This is a genomic window from Clostridium punense (genome assembly GCF_017874425.1).
In the GTDB taxonomy this organism is placed as follows: Bacteria; Bacillota; Clostridia; order Clostridiales; family Clostridiaceae; genus Clostridium_J; species Clostridium_J punense.
The window spans coordinates 1-24,500 of sequence record NZ_JAGGLL010000012.1; the positions used below are offsets into that span (position 1 = coordinate 1).

The 24,500-nt window shown below is 30.7% G+C and carries 23 protein-coding genes; all 23 read right to left on the bottom strand.

The genetic code is table 11. The annotated features are described in order from the left end of the window. Positions 1 to 100: 100 nt before the first annotated feature. The 23 genes from uvrB to galU all read right to left on the bottom strand — a co-directional run bounded on the left by uvrB (position 101) and on the right by galU (position 24,400). Positions 101 to 2,083, bottom strand: coding sequence for an excinuclease ABC subunit UvrB (gene uvrB / locus J2Z44_RS08760; protein ID WP_021282151.1), 1,983 nt, complete (start codon positions 2,081 to 2,083; stop codon positions 101 to 103). Positions 2,084 to 2,095: 12 nt separating this feature from the next. Beyond that, the gene (locus tag J2Z44_RS08765; protein ID WP_021282150.1) at positions 2,096 to 3,412 is read right to left on the bottom strand and encodes a site-2 protease family protein; all 1,317 of its coding nucleotides are present in this window, start codon (positions 3,410 to 3,412) and stop codon (positions 2,096 to 2,098) included. Between the two features lie 215 nt (positions 3,413 to 3,627). Further along, positions 3,628 to 4,866, bottom strand: coding sequence for a S41 family peptidase (locus J2Z44_RS08770; RefSeq protein ID WP_021282149.1), 1,239 nt, complete (start codon positions 4,864 to 4,866; stop codon positions 3,628 to 3,630). A gap of 387 nt (positions 4,867 to 5,253) precedes the next feature. Continuing rightward, positions 5,254 to 6,147, bottom strand: coding sequence for a permease-like cell division protein FtsX (gene ftsX, locus J2Z44_RS08775; RefSeq protein WP_021282148.1), 894 nt, complete (start codon positions 6,145 to 6,147; stop codon positions 5,254 to 5,256). Next, positions 6,137 to 6,823: a cell division ATP-binding protein FtsE gene (gene ftsE, locus J2Z44_RS08780; protein WP_021282147.1), complete on the bottom strand. Its 687-nt coding sequence runs from the start codon at positions 6,821 to 6,823 to the stop codon at positions 6,137 to 6,139. The genes ftsX and ftsE overlap by 11 nt, the downstream gene beginning before the upstream one ends. A gap of 208 nt (positions 6,824 to 7,031) precedes the next feature. After that, positions 7,032 to 7,409: a hypothetical protein gene (locus J2Z44_RS08785; RefSeq protein ID WP_021282146.1), complete on the bottom strand. Its 378-nt coding sequence runs from the start codon at positions 7,407 to 7,409 to the stop codon at positions 7,032 to 7,034. Between the two features lie 527 nt (positions 7,410 to 7,936). Further along, positions 7,937 to 8,128, bottom strand: a complete 192-nt coding sequence (locus tag J2Z44_RS08790) for a DUF4250 domain-containing protein (RefSeq protein WP_209649501.1) — start codon at positions 8,126 to 8,128, stop codon at positions 7,937 to 7,939. Between the two features lie 115 nt (positions 8,129 to 8,243). Then, complete coding sequence (locus J2Z44_RS08795) at positions 8,244 to 9,182, bottom strand: transketolase family protein (RefSeq protein WP_245353173.1); 939 nt, start codon at positions 9,180 to 9,182, stop codon at positions 8,244 to 8,246. Then, entirely contained in the window at positions 9,182 to 10,009 is an 828-nt protein-coding gene (locus J2Z44_RS08800) for a transketolase (RefSeq protein WP_021282143.1), read from the bottom strand. Before J2Z44_RS08800 ends, J2Z44_RS08795 begins: the two co-directional genes overlap by 1 nt. A 617-nt stretch (positions 10,010 to 10,626) precedes the next feature. Continuing rightward, a complete protein-coding gene (locus J2Z44_RS08805) occupies positions 10,627 to 10,992 on the bottom strand; it encodes a type II toxin-antitoxin system PemK/MazF family toxin (protein WP_021282176.1) in 366 nt (121 codons plus the stop codon). A gap of 15 nt (positions 10,993 to 11,007) precedes the next feature. Next, a complete protein-coding gene (locus J2Z44_RS08810; protein WP_021282175.1) occupies positions 11,008 to 11,271 on the bottom strand; it encodes a hypothetical protein in 264 nt (87 codons plus the stop codon). A gap of 147 nt (positions 11,272 to 11,418) precedes the next feature. Next, positions 11,419 to 12,582, bottom strand: a complete 1,164-nt coding sequence (gene alr / locus J2Z44_RS08815) for an alanine racemase (RefSeq protein WP_021282174.1) — start codon at positions 12,580 to 12,582, stop codon at positions 11,419 to 11,421. Positions 12,583 to 12,617: 35 nt separating this feature from the next. Beyond that, entirely contained in the window at positions 12,618 to 13,235 is a 618-nt protein-coding gene (locus J2Z44_RS08820) for a germination lipoprotein GerS-related protein (protein WP_209649502.1), read from the bottom strand. 192 nt (positions 13,236 to 13,427) lie between these two features. Further along, positions 13,428 to 14,336: an NAD(P)H-hydrate dehydratase gene (locus tag J2Z44_RS08825; protein WP_021282172.1), complete on the bottom strand. Its 909-nt coding sequence runs from the start codon at positions 14,334 to 14,336 to the stop codon at positions 13,428 to 13,430. Next, complete coding sequence (gene acpS / locus J2Z44_RS08830) at positions 14,302 to 14,712, bottom strand: holo-ACP synthase (RefSeq protein ID WP_021282171.1); 411 nt, start codon at positions 14,710 to 14,712, stop codon at positions 14,302 to 14,304. Before acpS ends, J2Z44_RS08825 begins: the two co-directional genes overlap by 35 nt. 454 nt (positions 14,713 to 15,166) lie before the next feature. Next, a complete protein-coding gene (locus tag J2Z44_RS08835) occupies positions 15,167 to 15,517 on the bottom strand; it encodes a DUF6514 family protein (protein ID WP_021282170.1) in 351 nt (116 codons plus the stop codon). A gap of 579 nt (positions 15,518 to 16,096) precedes the next feature. Continuing rightward, on the bottom strand, positions 16,097 to 17,356 hold the full coding sequence (locus J2Z44_RS08840; RefSeq protein WP_021282169.1) for a hypothetical protein: 1,260 nt from the start codon (positions 17,354 to 17,356) through the stop codon (positions 16,097 to 16,099). Then, positions 17,356 to 18,483 carry a DUF58 domain-containing protein gene (locus J2Z44_RS08845; protein WP_021282168.1) on the bottom strand — a complete coding sequence of 376 codons (1,128 nt, stop codon included), beginning with the start codon at positions 18,481 to 18,483 and terminating at the stop codon, positions 17,356 to 17,358. The genes J2Z44_RS08840 and J2Z44_RS08845 overlap by 1 nt, the downstream gene beginning before the upstream one ends. 10 nt (positions 18,484 to 18,493) lie before the next feature. Then, the gene (locus J2Z44_RS08850; RefSeq protein ID WP_021282167.1) at positions 18,494 to 19,444 is read right to left on the bottom strand and encodes an AAA family ATPase; all 951 of its coding nucleotides are present in this window, start codon (positions 19,442 to 19,444) and stop codon (positions 18,494 to 18,496) included. Positions 19,445 to 19,881: 437 nt separating this feature from the next. Next, positions 19,882 to 20,223, bottom strand: a complete 342-nt coding sequence (locus J2Z44_RS08855) for a single-stranded DNA-binding protein (protein WP_021282166.1) — start codon at positions 20,221 to 20,223, stop codon at positions 19,882 to 19,884. 197 nt (positions 20,224 to 20,420) lie between these two features. Continuing rightward, entirely contained in the window at positions 20,421 to 22,448 is a 2,028-nt protein-coding gene (locus J2Z44_RS08860) for a sensor histidine kinase (protein ID WP_021282165.1), read from the bottom strand. A gap of 727 nt (positions 22,449 to 23,175) precedes the next feature. Beyond that, on the bottom strand, positions 23,176 to 23,355 hold the full coding sequence (locus tag J2Z44_RS08865; protein WP_021282164.1) for a hypothetical protein: 180 nt from the start codon (positions 23,353 to 23,355) through the stop codon (positions 23,176 to 23,178). 181 nt (positions 23,356 to 23,536) lie between these two features. Further along, positions 23,537 to 24,400 carry a UTP--glucose-1-phosphate uridylyltransferase GalU gene (gene galU / locus J2Z44_RS08870; protein WP_021282163.1) on the bottom strand — a complete coding sequence of 288 codons (864 nt, stop codon included), beginning with the start codon at positions 24,398 to 24,400 and terminating at the stop codon, positions 23,537 to 23,539. Between the last annotated feature and the right edge of the window lie 100 nt (positions 24,401 to 24,500).

Sequence of the window (24,500 nt, forward strand, 5' to 3'; positions counted from 1 at the left end):
ATTGTATATTTAATTTTTAAAAGTCACCCTTCGGATGGCTTGTTTGCTATGCCATCATATTTTTATAGCTATTCATACTTTAAATTTCAACCTTACTCCTTTATAGTTTATACTTTTTCTTAAGACGAAGAACTTCATCTCTAAGTTGGGCTGCTCTTTCAAACTGTAAATCTTTAGCAGCTTGCTTCATTTCCTTCTCTAGTTTTTCTACATGATTTCCTAAGTCTATTTTATCAGCTTCTAATGCCTCTTCTAAGCTGCCGTATTCCACAACTTCTTCTGCCACAGTAGATACTTCTAACAACTCCCTAATATCTTTCATTACTGTGGTAGGAGTGATGCCATGTTCTTCATTATATTCCATCTGAATTTTTCTTCTTCTATTAGTTTCCGATATAGCTCTATCCATAGAGTTAGTTATATTATCTGCATACATTATAACCTTGCTCTCTGAATTCCTTGCTGCTCTTCCTATAGTTTGAATAAGGGAAGTTTCACTTCTTAGGAAACCTTCTTTATCTGCGTCTAAAATTGCCACTAATGCTACTTCTGGAATATCCAGTCCCTCTCTTAAAAGGTTAATTCCAACTAATACATCAAATTCCCCTTTTCTTAAATCCCTTATAATTTTCATTCTTTCAATAGTATCTATGTCTGAGTGTAAATATGTAGTTTTTACTCCCATTTCCTTAAAATACTTAGTTAAATCTTCTGCCATCTTCTTTGTAAGAGTAGTAACAAGAATTCTAAAACCTTTTTTAACTGTAGACTTAATTTCTCCATACAAGTCATCAATCTGTCCTTTTATTGGCCTTATAACAACCTCTGGGTCTAAAAGTCCTGTTGGTCTAATAATCTGCTCTGCCACATTTTCCGAATGATCATATTCATACTTACTTGGAGTTGCACTTACAAATAGAACTTGATTAAGCTTACCTTCAAATTCATCAAATTGCAGTGGTCTATTATCATAAGCAGAAGGAAGTCTAAATCCATATTCTACTAAAGAATTTTTTCTTGATCTATCTCCGCCATACATTGCCCTAATTTGCGGCATAGTAACATGACTTTCATCTATAAATAGAAGAAAATCATTTGGAAAGTAGTCAATTAAGGTTTGTGGTGGAGTTCCTGGTGGTCTTCCATCTAATATTCTAGAATAGTTTTCAATACCAGAACAATATCCAACCTCTCTCATCATTTCTATATCAAAATTAGTTCTTTGCTTTAATCTTTGAGCTTCTAGAAGCTTGTCTTGACTCTTAAGTTCCTCTAATCTTTGTTCTAGTTCCATCTCAATTTGTGTTATAGCAATTTCTAGTCTATCTTTAGAGGTAGCAAAGTGAGAAGCTGGGAAAATAGATACGTGCTTTCTTCCACAGATTATTTCTCCTGTGAGCACATCAAATTCCCTTATCCTATCTATTTCATCACCGAAAAACTCAACTCTTACCCCTTTATTTGTAGAGGCAGCCGGAAAAATATCCAATACATCTCCTCTAACTCTAAAGGTTCCACGAACAAAGTTAATATCATTTCTTTCATATTGTATATCTATTAATTGCCTAATAACTGCATTTCTGTCCTTTTCCATACCCTCTCTTAAGGATACAGTAAGCTTTTTATACTCTTCTGGATTACCTAGACCATAGATACACGATACAGAAGCTACTACAATAACATCTCTTCTTTCAATTAATGCAGAGGTTGCGGAGTGACGTAGTTTTTCTATTTCATCATTAATAGACGCATCTTTCTCTATGAAAGTATCTGTTTGAGCTACATAGGCTTCGGGTTGATAATAATCGTAATAAGATACAAAATATTCTACTGCATTTTCCGGAAAAAATTCTTTGAATTCTGAGCATAACTGAGCAGCCAGGGTTTTATTATGAGCCAATATTAGGGTTGGTCTTTGAACTCTTTCTATAATATTGGCCATGGTAAAAGTTTTTCCTGAACCAGTTACACCTAACAGGGTTTGAAATTTTTTATCTTCTACAATCCCTCTTGCTATACTGTCTATAGCCTGAGGTTGATCTCCAGTTGGCTTAAATTTTGAGTGAATCTTAAAAGCTGTCATATATTCACCTCGCTATTCTTTGTTTTCTCCATCATCATCTTCTTGTTCATTTTTTCTTAATTTATTTAATACGTCTGTAAAATTTCCTTCTTCTGTTTTCATAATTCTAGCTTTAGAAGGAATATTTCTTGGAACAATAACTATTCCAATTCTCGATTGTTCCTTGGTTTTTGTATGACTAATTTCTTTAATTTCACCATTTACCTTCTTGATCTTCATCCAAAGATAACTAGGAATAGTTTCTAAAAAGTTGAACATCATCTCATCAGTAGTTACCTTGTTATCATTAATTTCTAGTATTAAGTCTCCAGATTTTAAGCCCATGGAACTTGCAAGAGATTTTGGCGCTACTTCAAGAATCCTTATGCCTTCTTCATTACTAGCATACATAGGTTCATGCTTTCTTTCCGTATATCTTTCAAATGCAAGCATAGCTTCATGAGCTAAAGGTGTAATTACTAATAGCAATATTTGAACTGGAACACCTAAATTACTTAATGTTGAAAGTAATGAAGTAAAAATACCAAATCCAATAATTAGAGTGCCAGAAAATAAGGTTTTTGCTTTTTTGCTCTTAGTAAAAGTCACTGAAGAATAGCCTACTCCAGCAAATAAAGGCATTGCTCCAATAACCATAGTTTCAAATAAAGCTTTATTTACGTTATGATTTACTATTGGCCACCATTGTGGAGTAGCTACAGCATTTCCTGATATAAAGTTTCCACTAGTAGCCTCCATCATCATTAGAATTGCCACAGGCATAATCCACTGTCTTTTAAAAGCGAAGCCTCCTACAATTTTTTTATCTCTTCCTCCAAAAACAGGAATGGCCCCTCTTCTCCCATCTAGCATTACTAATATTCCTTCAACTATGTGCATTACACCAATTAAGATTAAAAGACTAGTCACATCAACTTTTAAAAGGTCTAACTCTGGATCTTTTATAATATTGGAAATTAAATGCAAAAATATGGACGTAAGTCCTAATATGGCCCCTGAGTATGATAAACACACAAATCTAGGATTAATAAACATAAGTAAAATAGATATCATGAAAATTATGTAAATATTAGAGTTCATATGAAATACTACCCCTAAGTAAGTAAAGATAATACTAGCTAGCACTCCTCCAAATATGCCCATAACAATTTGAGAAATAGTAAGTTCAAAAGCAGAGGTGGTGTTTTCCCCCATAATCATCTTCTCAAGAGTAGTGGTTTTTCTATTTTTTGTATAAAACACAATCCCCATCATTATTAAAACAAAGGCATAGGTCGGTTCCACAATAGCATAGGATACTTGTGTTAAGGTATAAATAAGTAGCTCCATTTTTAATGCCTCCTCTCACATTATGCTAAAACTACAAATATACATATTAAATCAATAGTTAGTTTAATTCAATACATAAATTATTTTCTAAGCCTGTACTTACAAATTAAGTATCCGCCCTGAGATTTATAGAAAATAACTAACCCTGTAAGTATATCTCATAGCTTACACTTGTTATTTCATTGCATCCTCTCTGGCAGATACTTAATAAAACATTATTTTATTTTTCCTCTTGCAATCTCTAAGGCCTTTTGAAGTTGTGGATCTGCACTTCTATTATAAGGTTTTTCCTTTAGTTCTGTAGGATAAGCCACTTCTACATCTGGCATTATACCTATACCATGAATATTTTGACCATTTGGAGTAAAGTACTTAGAGATTGTAACTTTAAGTGCTGTTCCATCCCCAAATCCATCTTGATCTCTATAGAAAGTTGTTTGTACTACTCCTTTTCCAAAGGTCTTCTCTCCAACTAAAGTTCCTAATGCATAATCCTTAATTGCTCCCACAAAAATTTCCGAAGCACTGGCAGAGCCACCATCAATTAGTATAGTAAGCGGTAATCCTTCTGCTACTCCTCCTACAGAATCATAATTATTTCTCTTTTTCTGTTTATCTTCTGTGTAAACAATGTTTTTCCCTTTAGTTACAAAGTTAGAAGTCATTTTAACTGTTTGATCTAACAATCCACCTGGATTTTCTCTTAAATCTAACACTAAGCTCTTCATACCCTTTGAAGATAGGTCTTTTAAAGCCTTCTCAAAGTTAGCTGCAGTATGTTCATCAAACATGGATACTTGAATATATCCTATTCCATTTTCTATAATTTCACTTTTAACTGTTACAGTTTCTATTTCTGCTCTCTTTGCTTTAACTTCAAAGGTTCCTCTGGTTTGTCTTGAAAGTGTTAACTTAACCTCTTCTCCTGCTTTCCCCTTCATCATAGAGGTAGCCTTTTCCATATCTTGTGCTGCTACAGCTATGTCATTAACACTTTCAATTATGTCACCCTTTAGAATTCCAGCTTTCTCAGCGGGTGAATTTTCAAAAGTTGAAATAACCACTATTTTATCTTCCTTAGCTCCAATTTGAAGTCCAAGTCCCACATAGCTTCCCCCAGTTTGAGAAGCAAAATCAGAAAACTCTGCCTCATTCATATAAACAGTATATGGGTCTTTTAATGCTGAAGCCATTCCCTTGGCTGCTCCTTCAATGATTTTATTTTTATCTATTTCACCAATGTAATACTTATCTATCTTATCCTTTACGGTATACAACTTTTCAAAGTCCAGTACATTTTCATAGGTCTTTCTGCTAACTAAAACTTTTCCGTTAGGCATCTTAAAAGAAATAAAGTTTGTAATACCAAAAGTAAGGACATTGGTAAAAAGCACTATTGCCACAGTTCTTCTTATCCATTTTCTTTTTTCACTTTTCATATTCCCATTGTCCATGAAATCCACCCTCTCCATATAGTCCATATATATTATGTATGTAAATACTAAATAATTATAACACTTTCAGGTAATTTTTTATAATTATTTCAAGAAACCTTATGTTGGACCCTATAAATTCATTGCTAAACATGCAAACACTCATTCTATATTATTAACTTTAAATCATATTTTATCTATATGCAATAGAGACTAAGAAAATTTTTCTTAGTCTCATAAATTTAATCTTTAATTTTAAATTATGTTATTAATAATAATTACTATCTAACAATGAAATTAACGCTCTATAGCTTTTATTGCCTTAAGGGCTTATGAATATGAATTTTACTCATACTGAATAAGTTAAAATTCCATCATGGAACCCTTTAAAACACTAAATTTATCCCTTTAAACCTTTAAGAATTTTCTCATGGAAATAATACTGCCTACTGTCCCTATAAAGGTTCCTGCTAAAATAAATTCCCAAATTACTACTTTCCAAACATAAGATACCCCTATTAAAGAGAATCCCATTAATGCCTGAGAAGGCAATTTACTTACTAATAAATTATAAACTATGCTTAGAATAATAGTAGAAATTATCCCTCCAATTATACCAAGCATAACACCTTCAATAATGAATGGCCATCTTATAAACCAGTCTGTAGCTCCTACATATTTCATTATTCCAATTTCACGTTTTCTTGAATAAACAGTAATTTTTATAGTATTACCAATTAAGAACAGAGACACAATTATAAATACTACGAAGGATACAGCTCCAACTACTTTTACTGAATTAGTTAGTGCTGAAACTTTTTCTATTATATCTCTTGCATCTGCTATGCTTTCAACTCCTTCCGCATCCTTTACAGCTGCTACTATAACATCTATTACCTCTGGTTTATTAACTTTTACAGTATAAGAACCTGGAAAAGGATTTTTTGTTTCTAAACCAGCTGTCAAAACTCCAGCATTATCATTTAACTGTTCCTTCACTTTTTCTAAGGCTTGTTCCTTAGTTTCAATATTTACTTCCTTTACTCCCTCAATTTCGTCTAAGGTTTTTTTAAGAGAAGTTTTTTGTTTCTCGGTAATTTCATCCTTAAAAAACACTTTCATTTCAACTTTAGAACCTAACTGTTCCACTGCCTTATTAACATTTACCATGGTTAAGGTTATTACCCCTAAAATAAATAGTGTTGCTGCTACAGTTGCAACAGAAGCAATACTTAAAGTTTTATTTCTTTTAATACTCTTTAATGCATCATTAAAAAAATACTTAATAGAATCAAATTTCATATCCGTATTTACCCCTTTCCTCATCTCTAGCTACTGTACCTTTTTCAATGGCAATAACTCTTTTCTTCATAGCATCAACTATGTCCTTAGCATGAGTAGCCATAACAATAGTGGTTCCAGCTCTATTTATATCACTGATAATATCCATAATCTCTAAAGATGTTTCAGGATCTAGGTTTCCAGTAGGCTCGTCCGCAATTAATATAGATGGACTATTTACAATAGACCTTGCAATAGATACTCTTTGCTGCTCTCCTCCTGATAATTGGTTAGGAAATGCATTTCTCTTTTTAGTTAATCCAACCATGGCAAGAACAGATGGAACCTTCTTTTGAATTTCTCTTTCACTAGCTCCAATTACTCTAAGCGCAAAAGCCACATTTTCAAAAATATTTAAAGTTGGTATTAATCTAAAATCCTGAAATACCACACCAATCTTTCTTCTATAAAAAGGAACTTCCTTATGACCTAGTTTTGTAATATTAGTACCTGCAATTATAACTTCTCCTGCTGTTGGGTCTACTTCTTTTAATAACATTTTTATGAAGGTTGATTTTCCTGCTCCACTAGGACCAACAAGGAAAACAAACTCACCTTTATCTATTTGTATATTTAAATTCGATAGTGCAAGAACATTGTTATCGTAGACTTTAGTTACATTCTTAAATTCTATCATGTAGACTTTCACTCTCCTTAAAACTTTTTAAGCTATCTTTGTGCAAAATAAATCCATGTGTGTAAAAAATATATGTTCATTATAACATAAAAATACAAGATAAAATAACTAAAAACAAAAAATATGGTTGAAAACCGTTAATTTTGTATAAAAATTAATGGAAATGTTGTAATAACATTTCCACCTTCGACAATAATTGGCTTAAATTTTAGAAGAAATACATATTCCATAATACTACATCAAATATAAGAAAATAGAATAGTATTAATGTACAAATACACATTATAGCTCCAACTAAATTAAATTTAACAAAATACATTCTCCATTGTTTTTGGTAATTTAACGGCCCTAAAGTATCTGGTCTTAAAAACGCTAGGGCACAAATAAACAAACCAAAACAAGCCATAATTATCCCTGTGCTTCTAATACCTTTTAAAATTATTTCTAGAGTTATAGGATTTTTGCTTAACAAACAATATAACACAGTAATAACTAGACCTGCCAAAATTGGAATTACTGATATCTTTAGCGAAAGCTTTATGCAATATAAAAAATCCTCAAAAAAATCTGATATTGAACTTTTCATGGGCTTCTCTCCTTACTTAAATATAATTCCTAGGACACATTAAAATAAATAACAAGTCAAAGATGTGAATGATAACTTGAGTTCACAAGCAGGCTTGTGCCGACAATGAAACAGGTTCCTTAGGTGGTAGAGATATCTAAGATTCTATTGACATAGTATAAATCAAAATTAACGATACTACTGACTTATTTATTTTTTCAAGATGTCTAAAATGTAAAGCTTAAGCTTCTGTTAAGTTTTTGCTTTAGTTTAAAAATATTAAAAATATTAAAAATATAAATCCCTACCTCATAAGAAGGATTTTATTTTTCCCAAAAACTTTAGAATGAAACTAAACTTAACCTACAATAATTAAACCACCATCTTTTCAAAGTGTAAGTCAAATACCTACAATAACCAAATTATTCTTAGAAATGTTATGAAAGTAGTGTAAAAATTATATCATAATTTGTCTGAAAAATCACTAAATCTTGTAGATTTTATTTGTTAATACTTTTTTAGCTTTTAAATATCATTAAATTGACTTTTTAGGCTGTAAAGCTGTTGGTTTTGTTATCATAAGAATATCCTATATCCCTAAACTTTTTTTCTAATACTTCTATTTCTATATTATAATAAGAAGCAAGATCTTCTAAGGAACTAAATTCATCTCTGAGTTTCATATTCACAATGCTTAATGACATATAAGAATCCATATTTAACAAGCTATCTTTATCCATAACCTTCCTCCTCTTATTTAACCAAGTAATATAACTATATAAAATTAAAGGTGGATTTTAGAATCCACCTTTAGTAATTGATAACCTTATTTATAAAAATAAAATTATAATAGAATTATTTTATTTCAAGACCTTTTTTAACTGCTTTCACAATGTCTTCTGCAGTTAACCCATAAGCTTTTAAAAGCTCTGCTGGCTTTCCACTTTCTCCAAAAGTATCTTTAATTCCAACTTTTAATACAGGAACAGGATGTAAAGAAGTCACTGTCTCTGCAACGGCTGATCCAAGTCCACCAATTACACTATGCTCTTCTGCAGTAACAATAAGTCCTGTTTCTCTAGCTGCTTTAATGATTAACTCTTCATCAATAGGCTTTATTGTGTGTATATTAATTACTTTAGCCTTAATCCCCTCTTCTGCTAAAAGATTTGAAGCTTCAAGAGCAGCATCTACCATTATACCAGTGGCAACTATTGCCACATCTTTTCCTTCTCTTAAAGTAACACCTTTTCCAATTTCAAACTTATATCCTTCATTATCATTTATAACTGGAACACCACTTCTTCCTAGTCTTACGTAGCATGGTCCATTATATTTTACTATAGCTTCAATAGCTGCTTCAGCTTCCACTGCATCACTTGGACTTATAACTACCATATTCGGAATACTTCTCATTAGTGCAATATCTTCAACAGATTGGTGAGAAGCTCCATCTTCACCAACTGTTATTCCTGCATGAGTTGCACAAACTTTTACATTTAGTTTTGGATAGCATATTGAGTTTCTGATTTGTTCAAAAGCTCTTCCAGCTGCAAACATAGCAAAAGTTGATGCAAAAGGAATCTTACCGCAAGCTGCAAGACCTGCTGCTACAGTCATCATATTTCCTTCAGCAATTCCCATATTTATAAATCTATCTGGACAAACCTTTTTAAAATCTGCTGTCTTAGTAGATTTAGATAAATCTGCATCAAGAACTACAATATTTTCATTTTCTTGGCCTATTCTCGCAAGTGCTTTTCCATAGGCTTCTCTTGTTGCTATTTTACTCATTATGCTTCCCCTCCAATTTCACTTAACGCTTGTTCACATTGCTCTTTATTAGGAGTAGAACCATGCCAACCTGCTTCATTTTCCATGAAGGATACTCCCTTACCTTTTATTGTTTTACAAACTATCATAGTTGGTTTATCTTTAACTTTTTTACCTTCTTCAATGGCATTTTTAATTTCTACTAAATCATGGCCATCTTCTAAGTAAATCACATTCCAACCAAAAGCAACAAATTTGTCTGCAATTGGATTTGGATTCATTACCTCTTCTACATCTCCATCAATTTGAAGTCCATTGTAATCTACAAAAGCGGTTAAATTATCTAACTTATAATGAGCTGCTGACATTGAAGCTTCCCAAACTTGCCCCTCCTCAAGTTCACCATCTCCAAGTAATACATATACTCTATAGTCCTTTTTATCTAGCTTTCCTGCAAGAGCCATTCCTACTGCTGCTGAAATTCCTTGTCCTAAGGAACCAGTAGACATATCTACCCCTGGTATGTAAGTCATATTAGGGTGACCTTGTAACATTGCCCCAATTTTTCTTAACCCCATTAACTCTTCCTTATTAAAATAGCCTTTTTCTGCAAGGACACTATATAACACTGGTGCAGCGTGTCCTTTTGAAAGCACAAATCTATCTCTATTTGGATCTTTTGGATTCTTTGGATCCACATTCATTTCATTAAAATATAAGGTAGTCATAATTTCTACCGCAGATAAGGAGCCACCTGGGTGTCCTGAACCTGATTCTGTTAACATCTTAATTATATCTTTTCTTATATTCCTAGTAATACCTTTTAATGACTCTAGTGACTTTTCCATAGTATACCTCCTAGATTTACTTCTATGTTTATTATAACAATTTTCTTCTTTTTAACAATAGCTAATTATAATTTATTCAACATTTTCTTATTATAAAAGTATTTTTTATGTTACTCTAATAACAACCATCTCATTTCTATAAGAGAACTTTTCTATGAAAATTAAAGATTTATGATATCCTACTTAGCGCTATTTTACATTTATGCTATATCTTTTCTATGGATAATGCTGTTTATTCCTTATAATTCCATAATATATTATTCCTAATGTTACATCAACTTGCAAAATCATTTCTTTATCTCAAAGCTCTACTTTAGGCATTTGAAAATAAATAACAGGTCAAAGATGTGAAGGATATTTTGAGTTAGACCAGGAAACAGGTTCCGCAGATAGTAGCGCTATCTAAGGGTTCTGTTGACGCAGTATAACTCAAAATAGACAAACATACTGACTTACTTATTTTTCGAAAATGCCTTATTAGTTTTAACTATTTTCTGCTTTTTCAATACTTAATAAATTTATAAAATTTAAAAGACTGCTAACAAAGGTTAACAGTCTCAGTTTGAACTAATCTAATTAATTTAAACTAATAAATTAGTTTTATAAACTTTAATATATTAATTTTTACTTTTAACTTTTAAGTCTAAACTGATCATCAATGCAACATCTACTTTTTCCATGTCCTCATCTGTCATGTGACCAATCTTTTCTTTAAGTCTTCTTTTATCTAGTGTTCTCACTTGTTCTAGCAAAACTACTGAATCTTTATTCAAACCATACTCCTCTGAAGATATTTCAACATGAGTAGGGAGTTTCGCCTTATTTATCTGAGAAGTTATTGCTGCAACAATTACTGTAGGACTATATCTATTTCCAATATCATTTTGAATAATGATTACTGGTCTAATCCCACCTTGTTCTGAGCCAACTACTGGACTCAGGTCAGCATAAAAAATATCTCCCCTCTTCACAACAGTTGTCATGAGGCATTCACTCTCCTAAAGCCTAGCTTCATATTCAATTAAATCATACATATCCCTTTCAAAACCAATTTCTGCACTTTCCAGGTTCAACTCTGCCATAGCTAAATAGCCATGCTTCATTTCTTCTAAAAAAGTGGAAGATTTTCTCTCTTCTATATATAGTATTAACCTATCATCAATAAATCTACTAATTTTTTTACTTTCTTTTTGAAAAGCTTCATTAAATTCTTGGCAAAAAGTCTTTGAAAGTTCTGCGACCAATTTCTTTGAATTAGACATGGAAATTTAATACCTCCTGTTAACAATAACAACTATATGTACAGATTAATTATAATTCAACAACTGTCATTATGTCAAAGAAATTAAATCATTTTTCTACTTTTTACAACATATTTTTTAATAAGCTTCCCTAAAATTAAGACTTAATTATACATAATTCCTTACTTTCACAATTTTGCCACCCTTTTTGTAAACTCTTGGAACTCTTTTACTTACTGCACAAACTACTTCATAACTTATAGTTCCAAGTTGGTTAGCAATATCATCTGCGGTAATGACGTTGTTATACTCATCTTCTCCTATAAGTATAACCTCATCTCCAACTTTTACACCTTCTATATCTGTAATATCTATCATGCATTGATCCATACAAATTCTGCCTACTACGGGAGCTAATTTCCCACCTACAATAACTTTAGCCTTCTCAAACAATAATCTAGTAAATCCATCGGCATAACCAATTGGTAAGGTAGCAATTATACTTTCCCTTTTAGTTATAAAAGTTCTTCCATAACTAATATACTCGCCTTTTCCTAAGGTTTTTATGTGTACTATATTTGCTTTTATAGACATTACAGGGTTTACCTTAATCTTATCTTTCTGTACTTCTTGTGATGGATAATAACCATACAGTATTATTCCAGGTCTTACAGCATTATAGTGTACTGCTGGCAAATCAATTACTGCTGCACTATTGCTTAAATGTTTTATAGGAATGTTTATCCCAAGATTTAGTAGCTTTTCATTAAACTCATTATATTTTTTGATTTGAAGCTGTGAATAGGTTTTATCAAAATCATCAGCACAAGAAAAATGAGTAAAAAGGCCAACTATTTCTATATTAGGAAGTTTGCTTATATTAAATATTTCCTGAAGACTCTCTTCATTAGGCAAAAATCCTATTCGTCCCATTCCTGTATCCACAGCTATATGGACTTTACCAATTTTATTTTCTGAAACTGCCACTTTTGATAATGCTTCAGCATCACTAAAAGTATATATAGTTTGCTCAATATCATACTGAAGTATTCTTTCATGTAGAGTTGGAGGTGTAAATCCCAAAATCATTATAGGTACAGTAATTCCACTTTCTCTAAGTTCAATGGCTTCAGTTATTACAGCTACTCCAAATCTATTAGCACCATTTTCTAAAAGAACCGGAGCTATATCAACAGCCCCATGTCCATATCCATCTGCCTTTATTATAGCAATTATCTCTTCACTATTGGACACTCTTTTAATTTCTCTCATATTATTAGCAAGCACATCTAAATCAACTTCTGCCCAAACAGGCCTTAAATCTTTAAACAACTTATTCACCCCACTAGTCAATTGGAGGAATTAATTTATAACTCCTCATCATTAATTTTCTCAGTCCAATTAAAGTTGTCATAAGTGTATCTTACTCTCTCTTTTTCTTTTTCATCGTAAATCACTAGCTTCTTAGGTAAGTTGTCCTTTATACTTACATACATAATTCCTTTAAATAAGTTTCTGTTACTACCAGGAATTAAAATTTCTATAAGTAAGAAGTCTTCATCATTTATTGTTTCCTTCTTATAGCCTATATCTTCATTTGTATATATTAATCCTATGTATTCTCCAATAAATCCATACTTAAATACCTCATCAAAACTCTTATCAAGCTTATAGTCTTTGCTATTCTCTTTATCTACTACAGTTATTTCATCACCTTTAAAAGTAAAGTTTCTTCCTCCATTGAGGTCTAACTTGTAAGCTACATTTTTTTTATAAGTTTGATGACCAGTATAAACAAGAGTCTGCATGTCATTGACCACTTCAATAGTTACATCACTTCTGTATCCTGGCTTCTCTGCTAAAATGGTAATGATTTCTTCTGTGCTATGTGGTTTTGATAGCTTAGTTACACCCACCCCTATTAGTATGCATAGTAAAAAAGTTGTAACAACTCCTAGTAATGTAAAAATAACCTTTCTTTTCATAATTGCCCTCCAAGTAATTTATACACTACTATATTTATTATGGTAAATAACATACTATAACTAAGAATTTATATTGTAATATGAAATTGTGTAGTTATAATAGTTTATATTTTACTACTAAGTTTTATGTAACTGATTAAATATTTATCGGATCTTCTTTTAAGAACTAATTTAGTTCTTGGATAAATTAGATTAACTTTGCTTACTACTAATGATATCCTTCATTATAAAAGGTAATTCTTGTATTAAATGAGAGGCGCTAACACAAAACATCTCTTCTGCAAGCTTGTCTCCACAGTAGCCATGGATATATGCTGCCAAGTAGGTTGCTTCAAGTGGCTCATATCCCTGTGCTATAAATGATGCAATAATACCCGTTAGAGTGTCTCCCATTCCTCCTGATGCCATAGCACTATTTCCAGTTGTATTTAAAAATACATATTCTCCATCTGTTATAATAGTCCTATGTCCCTTCAGAAGTAGTATTACTCCATTTTCTTTAGCAAATTTCTTAGCCACCTTTACCTTATCTTCTTTTATTTCATCAATACTAATACCTGTAAGTCTTGCCATCTCACCATAATGGGGTGTAAGTATTATTTTATTGTTCTTACACTGTAAAAGTTCAAGTTTGTTTTGTAGTACATTTAATCCATCCGCATCTATTACTATTGGACATTCACTTTTTAGTATTGTTTCGCTTAAAATGTTATAAGTTAATCTACTATTTCCCATGCCTGGACCAATAGCTATAACGTTGCTTTTAGCTATGAGATTATTAATTTTTTCAGTATCTTCATAACTCAATGTCATAGCTTCTGTAAGTTTTATACTCATAATATCTTGTAGTTCTTTTGGTGTACAAAGTGTTACTAACCCAGCTCCACTTTTTACTGCTGCTTCTGTTGTCAAATAAGCTGCACCTGCATATCCCTTTGAACCAGCAATAATGAAAACTCTTCCGTAATCACCTTTATACCCTTCTTCTACCCTTGGTTTTAATAATGACTTTACAATACCTTCATCTATAGTTATTTCTTTATTACTAAATAAGAAAGCTCCTAATTTATTCTTCTTTAGTACATTCAAGGTTCTTTCCATTGGAATTCACCTCCAAAACTGCATAAGCTATAGCATTATCCTCTCCGTGAGAAATGCTTAATTGTAAATTATAATCCCCTTGTTTTTTAGCAATTAAATTTGCCTTTCCTTTTAACACAACAATAGGCTTTCCTAGAGTAGTACTTTCAATTATAATATCCTTTAAACTAAAGCCTCTAAATCCTGTGCCTAAAGCTTTTGAAACCGCTTCTTTTGCTGCAAATCTTCCTGCTATATACTCTGGTCTTAGATTTCTTCCCTTAAGATATTGAATTTCTTCATAAGTAAAAACTCTTTGTAAAAAGCTTTCATTTTTCTCCAAAGCCGCTTTTATTCTTCTTATCTCAACTATGTCTACTCCAACACCTATTATCACATTTCCACCCCCTTTATCCCAAAGAACCATTTTATTTAGTTTAAGGCATCTGAAAATAAATAATATTTTTTTGAAGATGCCTAAACTGTAACCAAACTAAATATCCCCATAAATTAATTACTAGGTTACTATGTATGAATAAAACCTCTAGTAAAATTTGGTTCTTTAAAATATCTTACCATAAAATCTAATTTTATTGTATAGCCTCACAAAATGAATTTTAATTTTATGCTATCTACCAACAAAATATTCTTATATTATTAATCCTTGAAATAAGGTTTAGGGATTTTACTAATTTATAAAAATAATAAAATATCTAGGAATATCTTAAACACTAAAACTTTCTGTTTAGGCCTTTGAAAATAAATAACAACTGAAGATAGATAAACATACTGACTTATTTATTTTTGAAGGAACCTTATAGCTTTATATAAAAAAAGGGAGTAAAACTCCCTTAGCAATTGGCTATTACTTTAAGCTCTTCATCAAAATCACTTATATACTCATCAATGTATTCTCCAGCAATATCTATAAAATGAATTGGTGATACCATATTATCATTTAACAATTTTAATAAAGCTTTTACCTTATGTCTTTGAGGACTTATATATTTTTCATGATCGCTATGAATCGTTGTAGCTTCTCCATTAACCATCTCTTGTGTTTCTACCTCAATTCCATATGCCTGTACATTTCTCTGGTTACCATCAACTTCTATAAGAAAATCACTTTTAAGAAGTTTATATACGTATGTAAACTCTCTTCCTTCTTCTACTACCTTATTCATCAAAGTTTCAACTACCACTTAGATAACCCCCTTGTTTTCACTAACTTTATGAATAAATTTTAACATTAAGAAAAAGAAAATTGTGTCACTTAATGGAGGTTTTTTTTAAATATTCTCCCTTAAAATTGACACAATTATCATAGAATTGATATACTAATGTACGAAACACAAGACCTTTTTCCTTACTTTTCCAATTGCTAGGTCATTATTGTTATTTTTATGTCGGAAACCTCTAAATTTGTCGTGGCTTTTTTGTAAAATAGTCACAACCTTTTTGTAGAAAATATACCTTTGATACTTCCACCTTTTTGTAAAATTCATAATTTTATCCAAACAGTCCTTAACCTTTTTGTAAAAAACTTCAATTATAACGCATGAACTAATTTCACAAACCATTATGTATGTCGAAATTTCATTAACAAATACATTAAATTAATCCAAATTACATAGTGGATAAGCTAAACTTTTAGGTATCATCTTTTATAGTTCCCATGATAGAAATTTACCTTATCCATATCCAAGATGTCTTAGGAAGATCAAAGTAGGGTTCATGCATAAGTAAGTCCTAACTTTGATTCCCCATACATTTAAAATAGCCTAAAGTTGTGACTTTATATTTTGTACAGCTCTTTTTACAGTTTCTAAGTTTTCATCTTTTAGTTCTCCTCTTGAAAACTTAGCTTTATTATATATATCTGTCATTTCATCCAGCTTATCTACATTATCTACTTTAATTTTGGTTACGTTTTTAAGCTGTGAAGCAGTCATGTAAGGTTTGAAAATTTCAACCTTTTCAGTAACTTTTTCAAATTCACTGTAGCTATAAAGAATTTCTTCTCTAAGATTTCCTCTTTTTCTAAATATAGTTTTTTTAAGTTTTTGGAAGATACCTTCTTTGTTCTTTTTCTTATTGATAAGCTTTTCCTTGAACTCAACATAGCCTTCTTCCCTTTTTTCCACTTTAACTAAAGCTGAAAGGCTTCTCACAATTATTATTAAAATAGCTGCCGCTAGGAAAATTTTTAGTAGTATTGCTACATATGCTATTGAAGCTTCATCTCTATACGTATCCTGCTGAAAAAGTAGTTCTGCTGGTATCTTAAGCTTATCAAATCCTTCAAATACAGATTTAGCCTTCATCGCTCTAATTGCAAATAGCTTACCTAAAAGCTCAGCTCCATATGCAATAGGATAACTAACAATAGTAATAATAATGTTGAAAATTATGTTTAATACATAAGTTATTCCTCCATATATTGCTCTAGTTATAGTTGAAAACATCTTATAGGTATGCTCTTGAAATATAATAACCATGAACCCTATAATTCCTAGATTTATATATTTAGAATGCTTACTTCTGATATTGTAGCTATATCTTAAACTTTCCCTTAAGTTTATAACCACTAAAATCAGATACATAACCAGTACTCTAAACATTTTTTCTAGCAATGGAGACGAAAAAATAAGAATAAATAAAGCAACTCCCACCATAAGATAAGCTCCAGAAATCCACTTTTGCTTATACTCATAGTAATTTATTTGATTAGGTTCTTCCTTATAAACTGCAATTATTGAAGTTATAAAGAATAAATAATTTAATACTGCTTTATAAAGATCATAATACATAACCCACAATATTACCGCTCCTATTATTATAGGAACAGAAAGGGTTATGTGTTTTTTATACTCTTTATCATACAAATACTCCATTAAAAATACATTAAATAATGTGATTAAATAAAGATTAAAGGATACTTCATTAGCTAGAAATGTACAAGTTAACATTGTCCAAATAATATATATCATCAGCACATAGGTTGAAGAGTACAGAGTTTTTATTTGCCTATACCAACTCATTATTTTACTCCCCCTTTATATACTATTTTTTCTACCCCGTCTATACTAGGTAAATTGGACTTTAAAGAAACATCTATAAGCTTCAACCTATAGCCATTTCTCCTAATTTTAGTTATTACATTTATATCCTTTTCATTAAAATATGGAGATATAATTACATAAGTACAATTAGGGTTAAAGTACTGAAGTCTGCTGGTTAAATACTCATTAAAATCACACTTTATGGCCAAATCCACCCTTGCACACATCTCCATAATACTACTAAAATTATTCATAGCTGGTTGTATTTCATTTGGAGCTTTAGTATCAAAGGTTACTAATTGTGCATTAGTCCATAGCCCCGTAGGGATACCTTCCTTTAAAGCTTTAGCTGCTAAAGAAGCTGCAATTCTAGCTCCTGAGTCAATGGCATCGTTTTGAATGTTTGTCCAATAAGGATCCCCACACTGAATATTCAAAATAATAACTAATTCTCGTTCAGAAGTGTAGTCATAATCCTTGACCATGAGTTTATTCATTTTTAAACTGGACTTCCAATGGATATCCTTCATTCTGTCTTCAACATTATATTCCCTAATACCTTTGATGAATAGTGGATCCTTGTGTACCCATCTTCTAACTGCATCTTCTCCCTGAAAGTTAGTAATATCAAATTCATACTTATTTATGCCATGAATTTTTGGATAAACTAAAATTTCTATATAGTCTTCTTTTTCCTTTGTACTGGCAGAGAACCCAAATATATCTCCTAAGTTTATTCTCATATTTTTTATCAAATAAGCGCCCCTTTGAGCACCTACTAGAGTATATATTCTTTTTTTCCTCTCATGCCACTTAACGGAATACTTACTAACATGCCAAATATCATTGCCTTCCTTAAAGATAGTGGCTTCTGTGCCATATTTCAATCCTGAAGGAATTTTTTCTTCAATTGCTAAGAAGAATAAGGGTAATCTCTTATTATTTTCTAGAACCATAGTCATTTCAAAGGTTTCACCTTCTACTATCCTATTATTTTCTATGGTCCTATATATTTTAAGATTATCAAAGCCCTTTCTTCTAGTAAAATCAGCAAATATCACAAGTAAAGCAACCAGAAATATAAAGAATAAATATTTAAGTAACATGGTATCACCCCTATATTTTTTCTAAGGGTGTTTCAACAGTATTCAATATATCATTAATTACGCTTTGTGCTTTATTATTTCCAATATTTATTTCATTTTTAACTATAATTCTATGACTCATAATTGGTACAGCAAGTTCTTTTACATCTTCTGGAATAACATAATCTCTTCCTTTAATAGCCGCTAAAGCCTGACACCCTTTCATTAGGTTTAAAGATGCCCTAGGGCTGCATCCAAGCTCTATTTCTTTGTGAGTTCTTGTAGCCTTAACAATATCTAGAATATAATTCTTAATTTCTTCACTTACATGAACCTTACTATAATTGTTTTGCACATACTGTATCTCTTCCATAGTCACTACTGATTGTAACGTTTCTAATGGATCCGAATCCATAAATCTATCTAGCATCTGCTTCTCTTCGTTATAGTCTGGATAACCCATGGAAAGCTTGATAAAAAATCTATCTAGTTGAGCTTCTGGCAATGGGAATGTTCCAAATTGCTCTACAGGGTTTTGTGTGGCTATAACAAAGAAAGGTTTTTTTAAAGGAATAGTGTTTCCTTCTACAGTAATTTGTCGTTCCTCCATACACTCTAAAAGTGCAGATTGTGTTCTTGGAGTTGCTCTATTTATCTCATCTGCTAATACTATTTGACTTAAAAGTGGTCCTTCCCTAAATTCAAATTCTTGACTACGTTGATTATAAAAATAAATTCCAGTTAAGTCTGATGGTAATAAATCCGGTGTAAACTGAATTCTTTTGAAACTACAATTCATAGTTTTAGCTAAACTCCTAGACAATTTTGTCTTACCAAGTCCTGGAACATCTTCTAACAATACATGTCCTGAAGTAATAAAGGCAACAACAATTTTGTCTATATTATCTGCCTTTCCTATTATTACCTTTCTAATATTCCCCCTAACTTTGTTTCTAAATTCTTGAAATTTAATAATCTCCATAAATTAACCTCCTAACTATATGAATATATTATACCAACTTTATGGGGTAATTTTATATAGTTTTAAATAGTTTTCAAAATATTAAAAATTCTGCTTTAATAGAACCCAATTTCTTATAAAAATAAAATTGCCTAGACAAAAGAGAGGTAAATACACATTAATAACTAATGTGAGATTTACCTCTCTTGCATATGTTTCTTTATGTCTTCTCTTAATCTATATAAACAACTCCAGTTATAAATAATTCAACTGCTTAAGCTGTTTATCTATGGAGAACTCTAATTACAATTCATCCTCCCTTGATTTACCCAAGGATTTTGAAATATGAATAAAATAAGGTATCATCTTCAAATCCATACTCCTAAAATAATTTTCAAGTCTAATTATGTATGTAAAAGTTTAGGAACTATCAAATAAAAATTTATTGCTTATTTTACTTATACTATCTTTTCGTTAACCCTTTTGCTGCTCATAAATTGAAACTCATCTGCAATCACTTCAGAAATAAATTTCTTTTGTCCCTCTGCATTTTCATAAACCTTAGTTTGTAACCTTCCAGTAACGCTAATTATACTTCCTTTAACTAAGTATTCACTAACAATTTCTGCTTTCTTGCCCCAAAGCACTACGGGTATAAAATCTACTTGCTTTTCACCTGCTGGAGTTTTATAAGGTCTATCTACAGCTAACATAATTCTAGTTAATACCTTGTTATTATCCTCCAGAACTTTCATTTCTGGGTCTTTAGTCAATCTTCCAACTAAAACAATTCTATTCATGGTTTACCTCCAAGATATATATTCTTCTTTTAAAGATTTTATCCATGATAGAAATTTATAATCATTCTAGGAAAAAATTTAATATAAATAAGTGTTAACACTTTGTAAATGCTTATTTTCTTAGGTTCTATTGGTTAACTTAAACATGTTAAATTATATAAGGTCAAAACTATTTTTGTCTACTATATACAACTTAGTTAATTGTAAATGTCCGAAAACTCCAGTTCAATTCTTTGAACGTTTCCTGCATTACCAGTTTTTCTTTTCTCAGCAATACTTTCCTTCTTTGATAATACATTAGGAAGTTCTACAATAAATTCACTCCCTCTATTCTCCTTGCTTCTAACATACACTTCCCCTCCATGAGCTTGTACAATAGATTTAACTAAAGATAATCCTATTCCACTACCTTCATGGGACCTAGTAAATAGTGACTCATTTTGAACAAACCTCTCAAATATCTTCTTATGCATTTTTTTAGGAATACCTATGCCGTTATCCTTAACAGATATTTTCACCTTATCCCCTAGGTCTGATAGTTTAACATAGATTTTCCCATTTTCTTTTGAAAACTTTACTGCATTAGAAAGAAGATTTAGCATCACTCTCTCCATATTTTCTCTATCAATGCCAATTATTTTTTCCTCTATGTCTGTGTCAAATACAATAGACATGCCCTTGTTTTCAATATATTCTACAGTAGATAGAGTAATATCTTCTATTACCTTTACTATGTCATAATTCCCAAAATCCATTTTTTGATATCCAACATCGATGCGAGTTATATCTATTAAATTATTTATAAGTCTCAGCAATCTATAGCAATTTTGCTTCATTATTTTAACATATTTCTTTTTATCTATATGCTCTGCTTCTTTTCCTTCATTAAATTCTAATACCTGAACAATGCTTAAAATTATATTTAACGGAGTTTTAAGTTCATGAGATACATTGGAAATAAATTCAGTTTTTAATTTATCATATTTTAAAGCTTGATCTAGTTTGAATTTATCCTTTTCCGCTTTTTTTCTTTCAGTTATATCATGAATTACAAAAATAATTGACATCTTGTTGTCAAAGAATATTGGAACGGCTCCCATCTCCACTTGAATCTTTGTTCCATTTTTTCTCTTCAAAATTACTTCCTTGAATTCTGATTGCTGAATATTTTGATATACTGTATTATACATTTCATAAGCATCTTTTAAGCTATCTTTATGTACAAACTCCATTATTTTCTTTTTGTTAAATTCATTTAAAGATTGAATTCCTAATATTTTAAACAATGCATCATTAGCAAATGTAACCTTATCTTCATTGTAAATACCTACTCCAAAAGGCATGAATTGAAGTATTTTTGAGTAGCTAGCTTGGCTCCTTTGAAGACTTTGCTCTACCACTACTTTCTTAGTAATATTTTTACCAATAAAGACGGTGTATATTTCATCCCCCTCTTTAAAACACATAGCTGTGAGCTCTACATATATTTGTGATCCATCTTTTCTCGTAAGCTTTCTCTCTACAACAGGAAGCATAGTATCACTTACCATTAACTTTTTAGCATCACATATAACATTTTCCTTTGCATCTAAGTCAAACTTTACTAAATCAACAAACTCTTGACCAACTACATCTTCTTCATTAGTTTTCCCAAGAAGTTCAATTCCAGCCTTATTTGCAAATAGGATTATTCCCTTTTTTACTAAAACTACAGAATTAGGTGTATGAGTAATTATAGTTTTTAATGTACCTTCACCAAGCTCATTTAATCCTTTTACATGAACATTGTCTTCTGCTGTTTCTAAGCCCTTGTATCCACTACTTGTTATATCAGCAAAGTAATCATTAACAAGCTTTTGCTCTTCATGTAATAAGTCATCTAATTTAAGCAAAAGAAGCATAGCTTCAACACCATCAAAAACTACGCCTTTTCCTACTATTTCTACTTTTATATTTTCTTGAAAAGATGTACTTATCTTGGTTTTTATTCTATTTAATATTTTTCTTTGGTTTAAAAACTCATAATCAAATTTTATTTCTTCATCACCCATAAACTGTACAAAGTTATCTAGTGGTAAATCCTTTATCTCCATTAAAGTAGAGAGTCTTAAAAATCTTATAGCTCTTTCATTGGAGTATAAAATCTTATTATTTTCACCAATAATTATTACAGGGTCTGAAAGAATATCATAAAATTCAACATCTACATTAGTAATTGAAATCATAGATATCCTCCTATATAATAGAAACTACTTTATTTATCACGAATAAATCATGCAGTTTATATTTTACACTAAAATATAAGGGTCTTTCACACATTTTTTCCGTTAAATTTCTTTTAAATTCTACATACTATGTCGATTATCTGTATTTTTTTAAATTTAATTATAGTTTTAAAATTATAATTACCACAGTATTACTTTTATTCTCTTTCTTTTAAACTACATTATTATTTTAGTAGGGCGTTGTATTAATATATCACATCCTTATAATGCCATTTTTGTAATGTTATTCAATCCTTCAATACCCTTAATTAATAAAGAGGTCATATGTCGAAGTAGCTATTCCATTTGTCGTAAAAAACTTGCAATGCTAATTATTTATCCTACATTAATTCCTAGTTTTCTCGTGTCCTATTCATATGTACTATAGAATTTTTCACATTACAGTTATCCTATTATTAGTTATAGCTCTTATAAGTTTAACTAAAGATTATCCCCGAGTATGAACTAGGCCCTATTTAAAAAGTAGTGACTACATATTTTTATCTATAATTTGAACCCTTCTAATTATAATTCACTGATACTATTTTCAGTGAAAAACCTTCAATTTCTTATATAATAAAATAGAACAAAAATGAATATTGGTTTAATACCCATCTTTGTCCTATTTTATAGATAATTAAATTTACTACACAATTATAAATAACCTTTTATAATTGACTAATTTATATTACTTTTCTACGCATTGAATTTTCTTATTTCTGCATCTTTTACATACTTTTAATTTAGTCCCATCTCCTAAAGTTTTATCATACAAAACCTTAATTCTTTCAGTTTTACACACTGGACAAGTCCCTCTTCCTCTTGATTGTAAGTTCCATAATGCTTTACCTCTGTTTTGTTTTGACATAAAAAATCCCCCACTTTACATTTAATTAGTATAAAGCTTAAACTCACCATGTCTTTATAAGTTTATTTAAGCTCCCAACTCGAAACCCATAAAAGAAAACTACTATGCTTCAATGTGCATCTTATAACTTTCTTTCACTGTCGTTTCCTTAAATATTATTATCAGTGAAGGATTTTTATGACTATTTTACTAGATCTTTTAGGTAGTTTTTAAACTCTTCTTTTAGATCTTCTCTCTTTAATGCATATTCAACTGTTGCTTGTAAGAAACCTAGCTTATCCCCAACATCATGTCTTCTACCTTCAAAAACATAAGCATACATTTCTTCTTTAGAAATTAAAGTTTTAAGCGCATCTGTAAGTTGAATTTCTCCACCTTTTCCAGGCTTAGTGTTCTCTAATATGTTAAATATCTCTGGTGTTATTATATATCTTCCTAAAATAGCTACATTAGATGGAGCTTCTTCCACCTTAGGTTTTTCCACCAAGTCTTCAACCTTATAAGTTCTATCTGAAACCTTTAATCCCTTAACTATTCCATACTTATTAACATTTTCTCTATTAACCTCTTGAACTCCTAGAATAGTAGCATTTTTTTCTTCATAGGCTTCAATTAATTGCTTTAAACATGGTACTTCACTATCAACTATATCATCACCTAACATAACTGCAAAAGGTTCATTGCCTACAAAAGCTTTAGCACAGCTAACAGCATGACCAAGCCCCTTTGGCTCCTTTTGTCTTATGTAATGGATATTTGCCATATTTGTACTTTCATTTACTATATCTAACAAATCTTGTTTTCCGCCCTTTTCAAGGTTTAACTCTAATTCTATGGCCTTATCAAAATGATCTTCTATAGGTTTTTTATTTCTTCCAGTTATAATAAGAATTTCCTCTATTCCTGCTGCTACGGCTTCTTCAATTATGTATTGAATTGTTGGTTTATCTACTATTGGAAGCATTTCCTTAGGCATTGCTTTTGTAGCAGGTAAAAATCTAGTACCTAATCCTGCTGCAGGTATTATGGCTTTTTTTACTTTCATTTACATCACCTCATAATATACTATGTAAAATATATAAGAAACTTATATTATTTTTATCATTTATCTTAAACATCTGAAAATAAATAATACTTCAAAGATA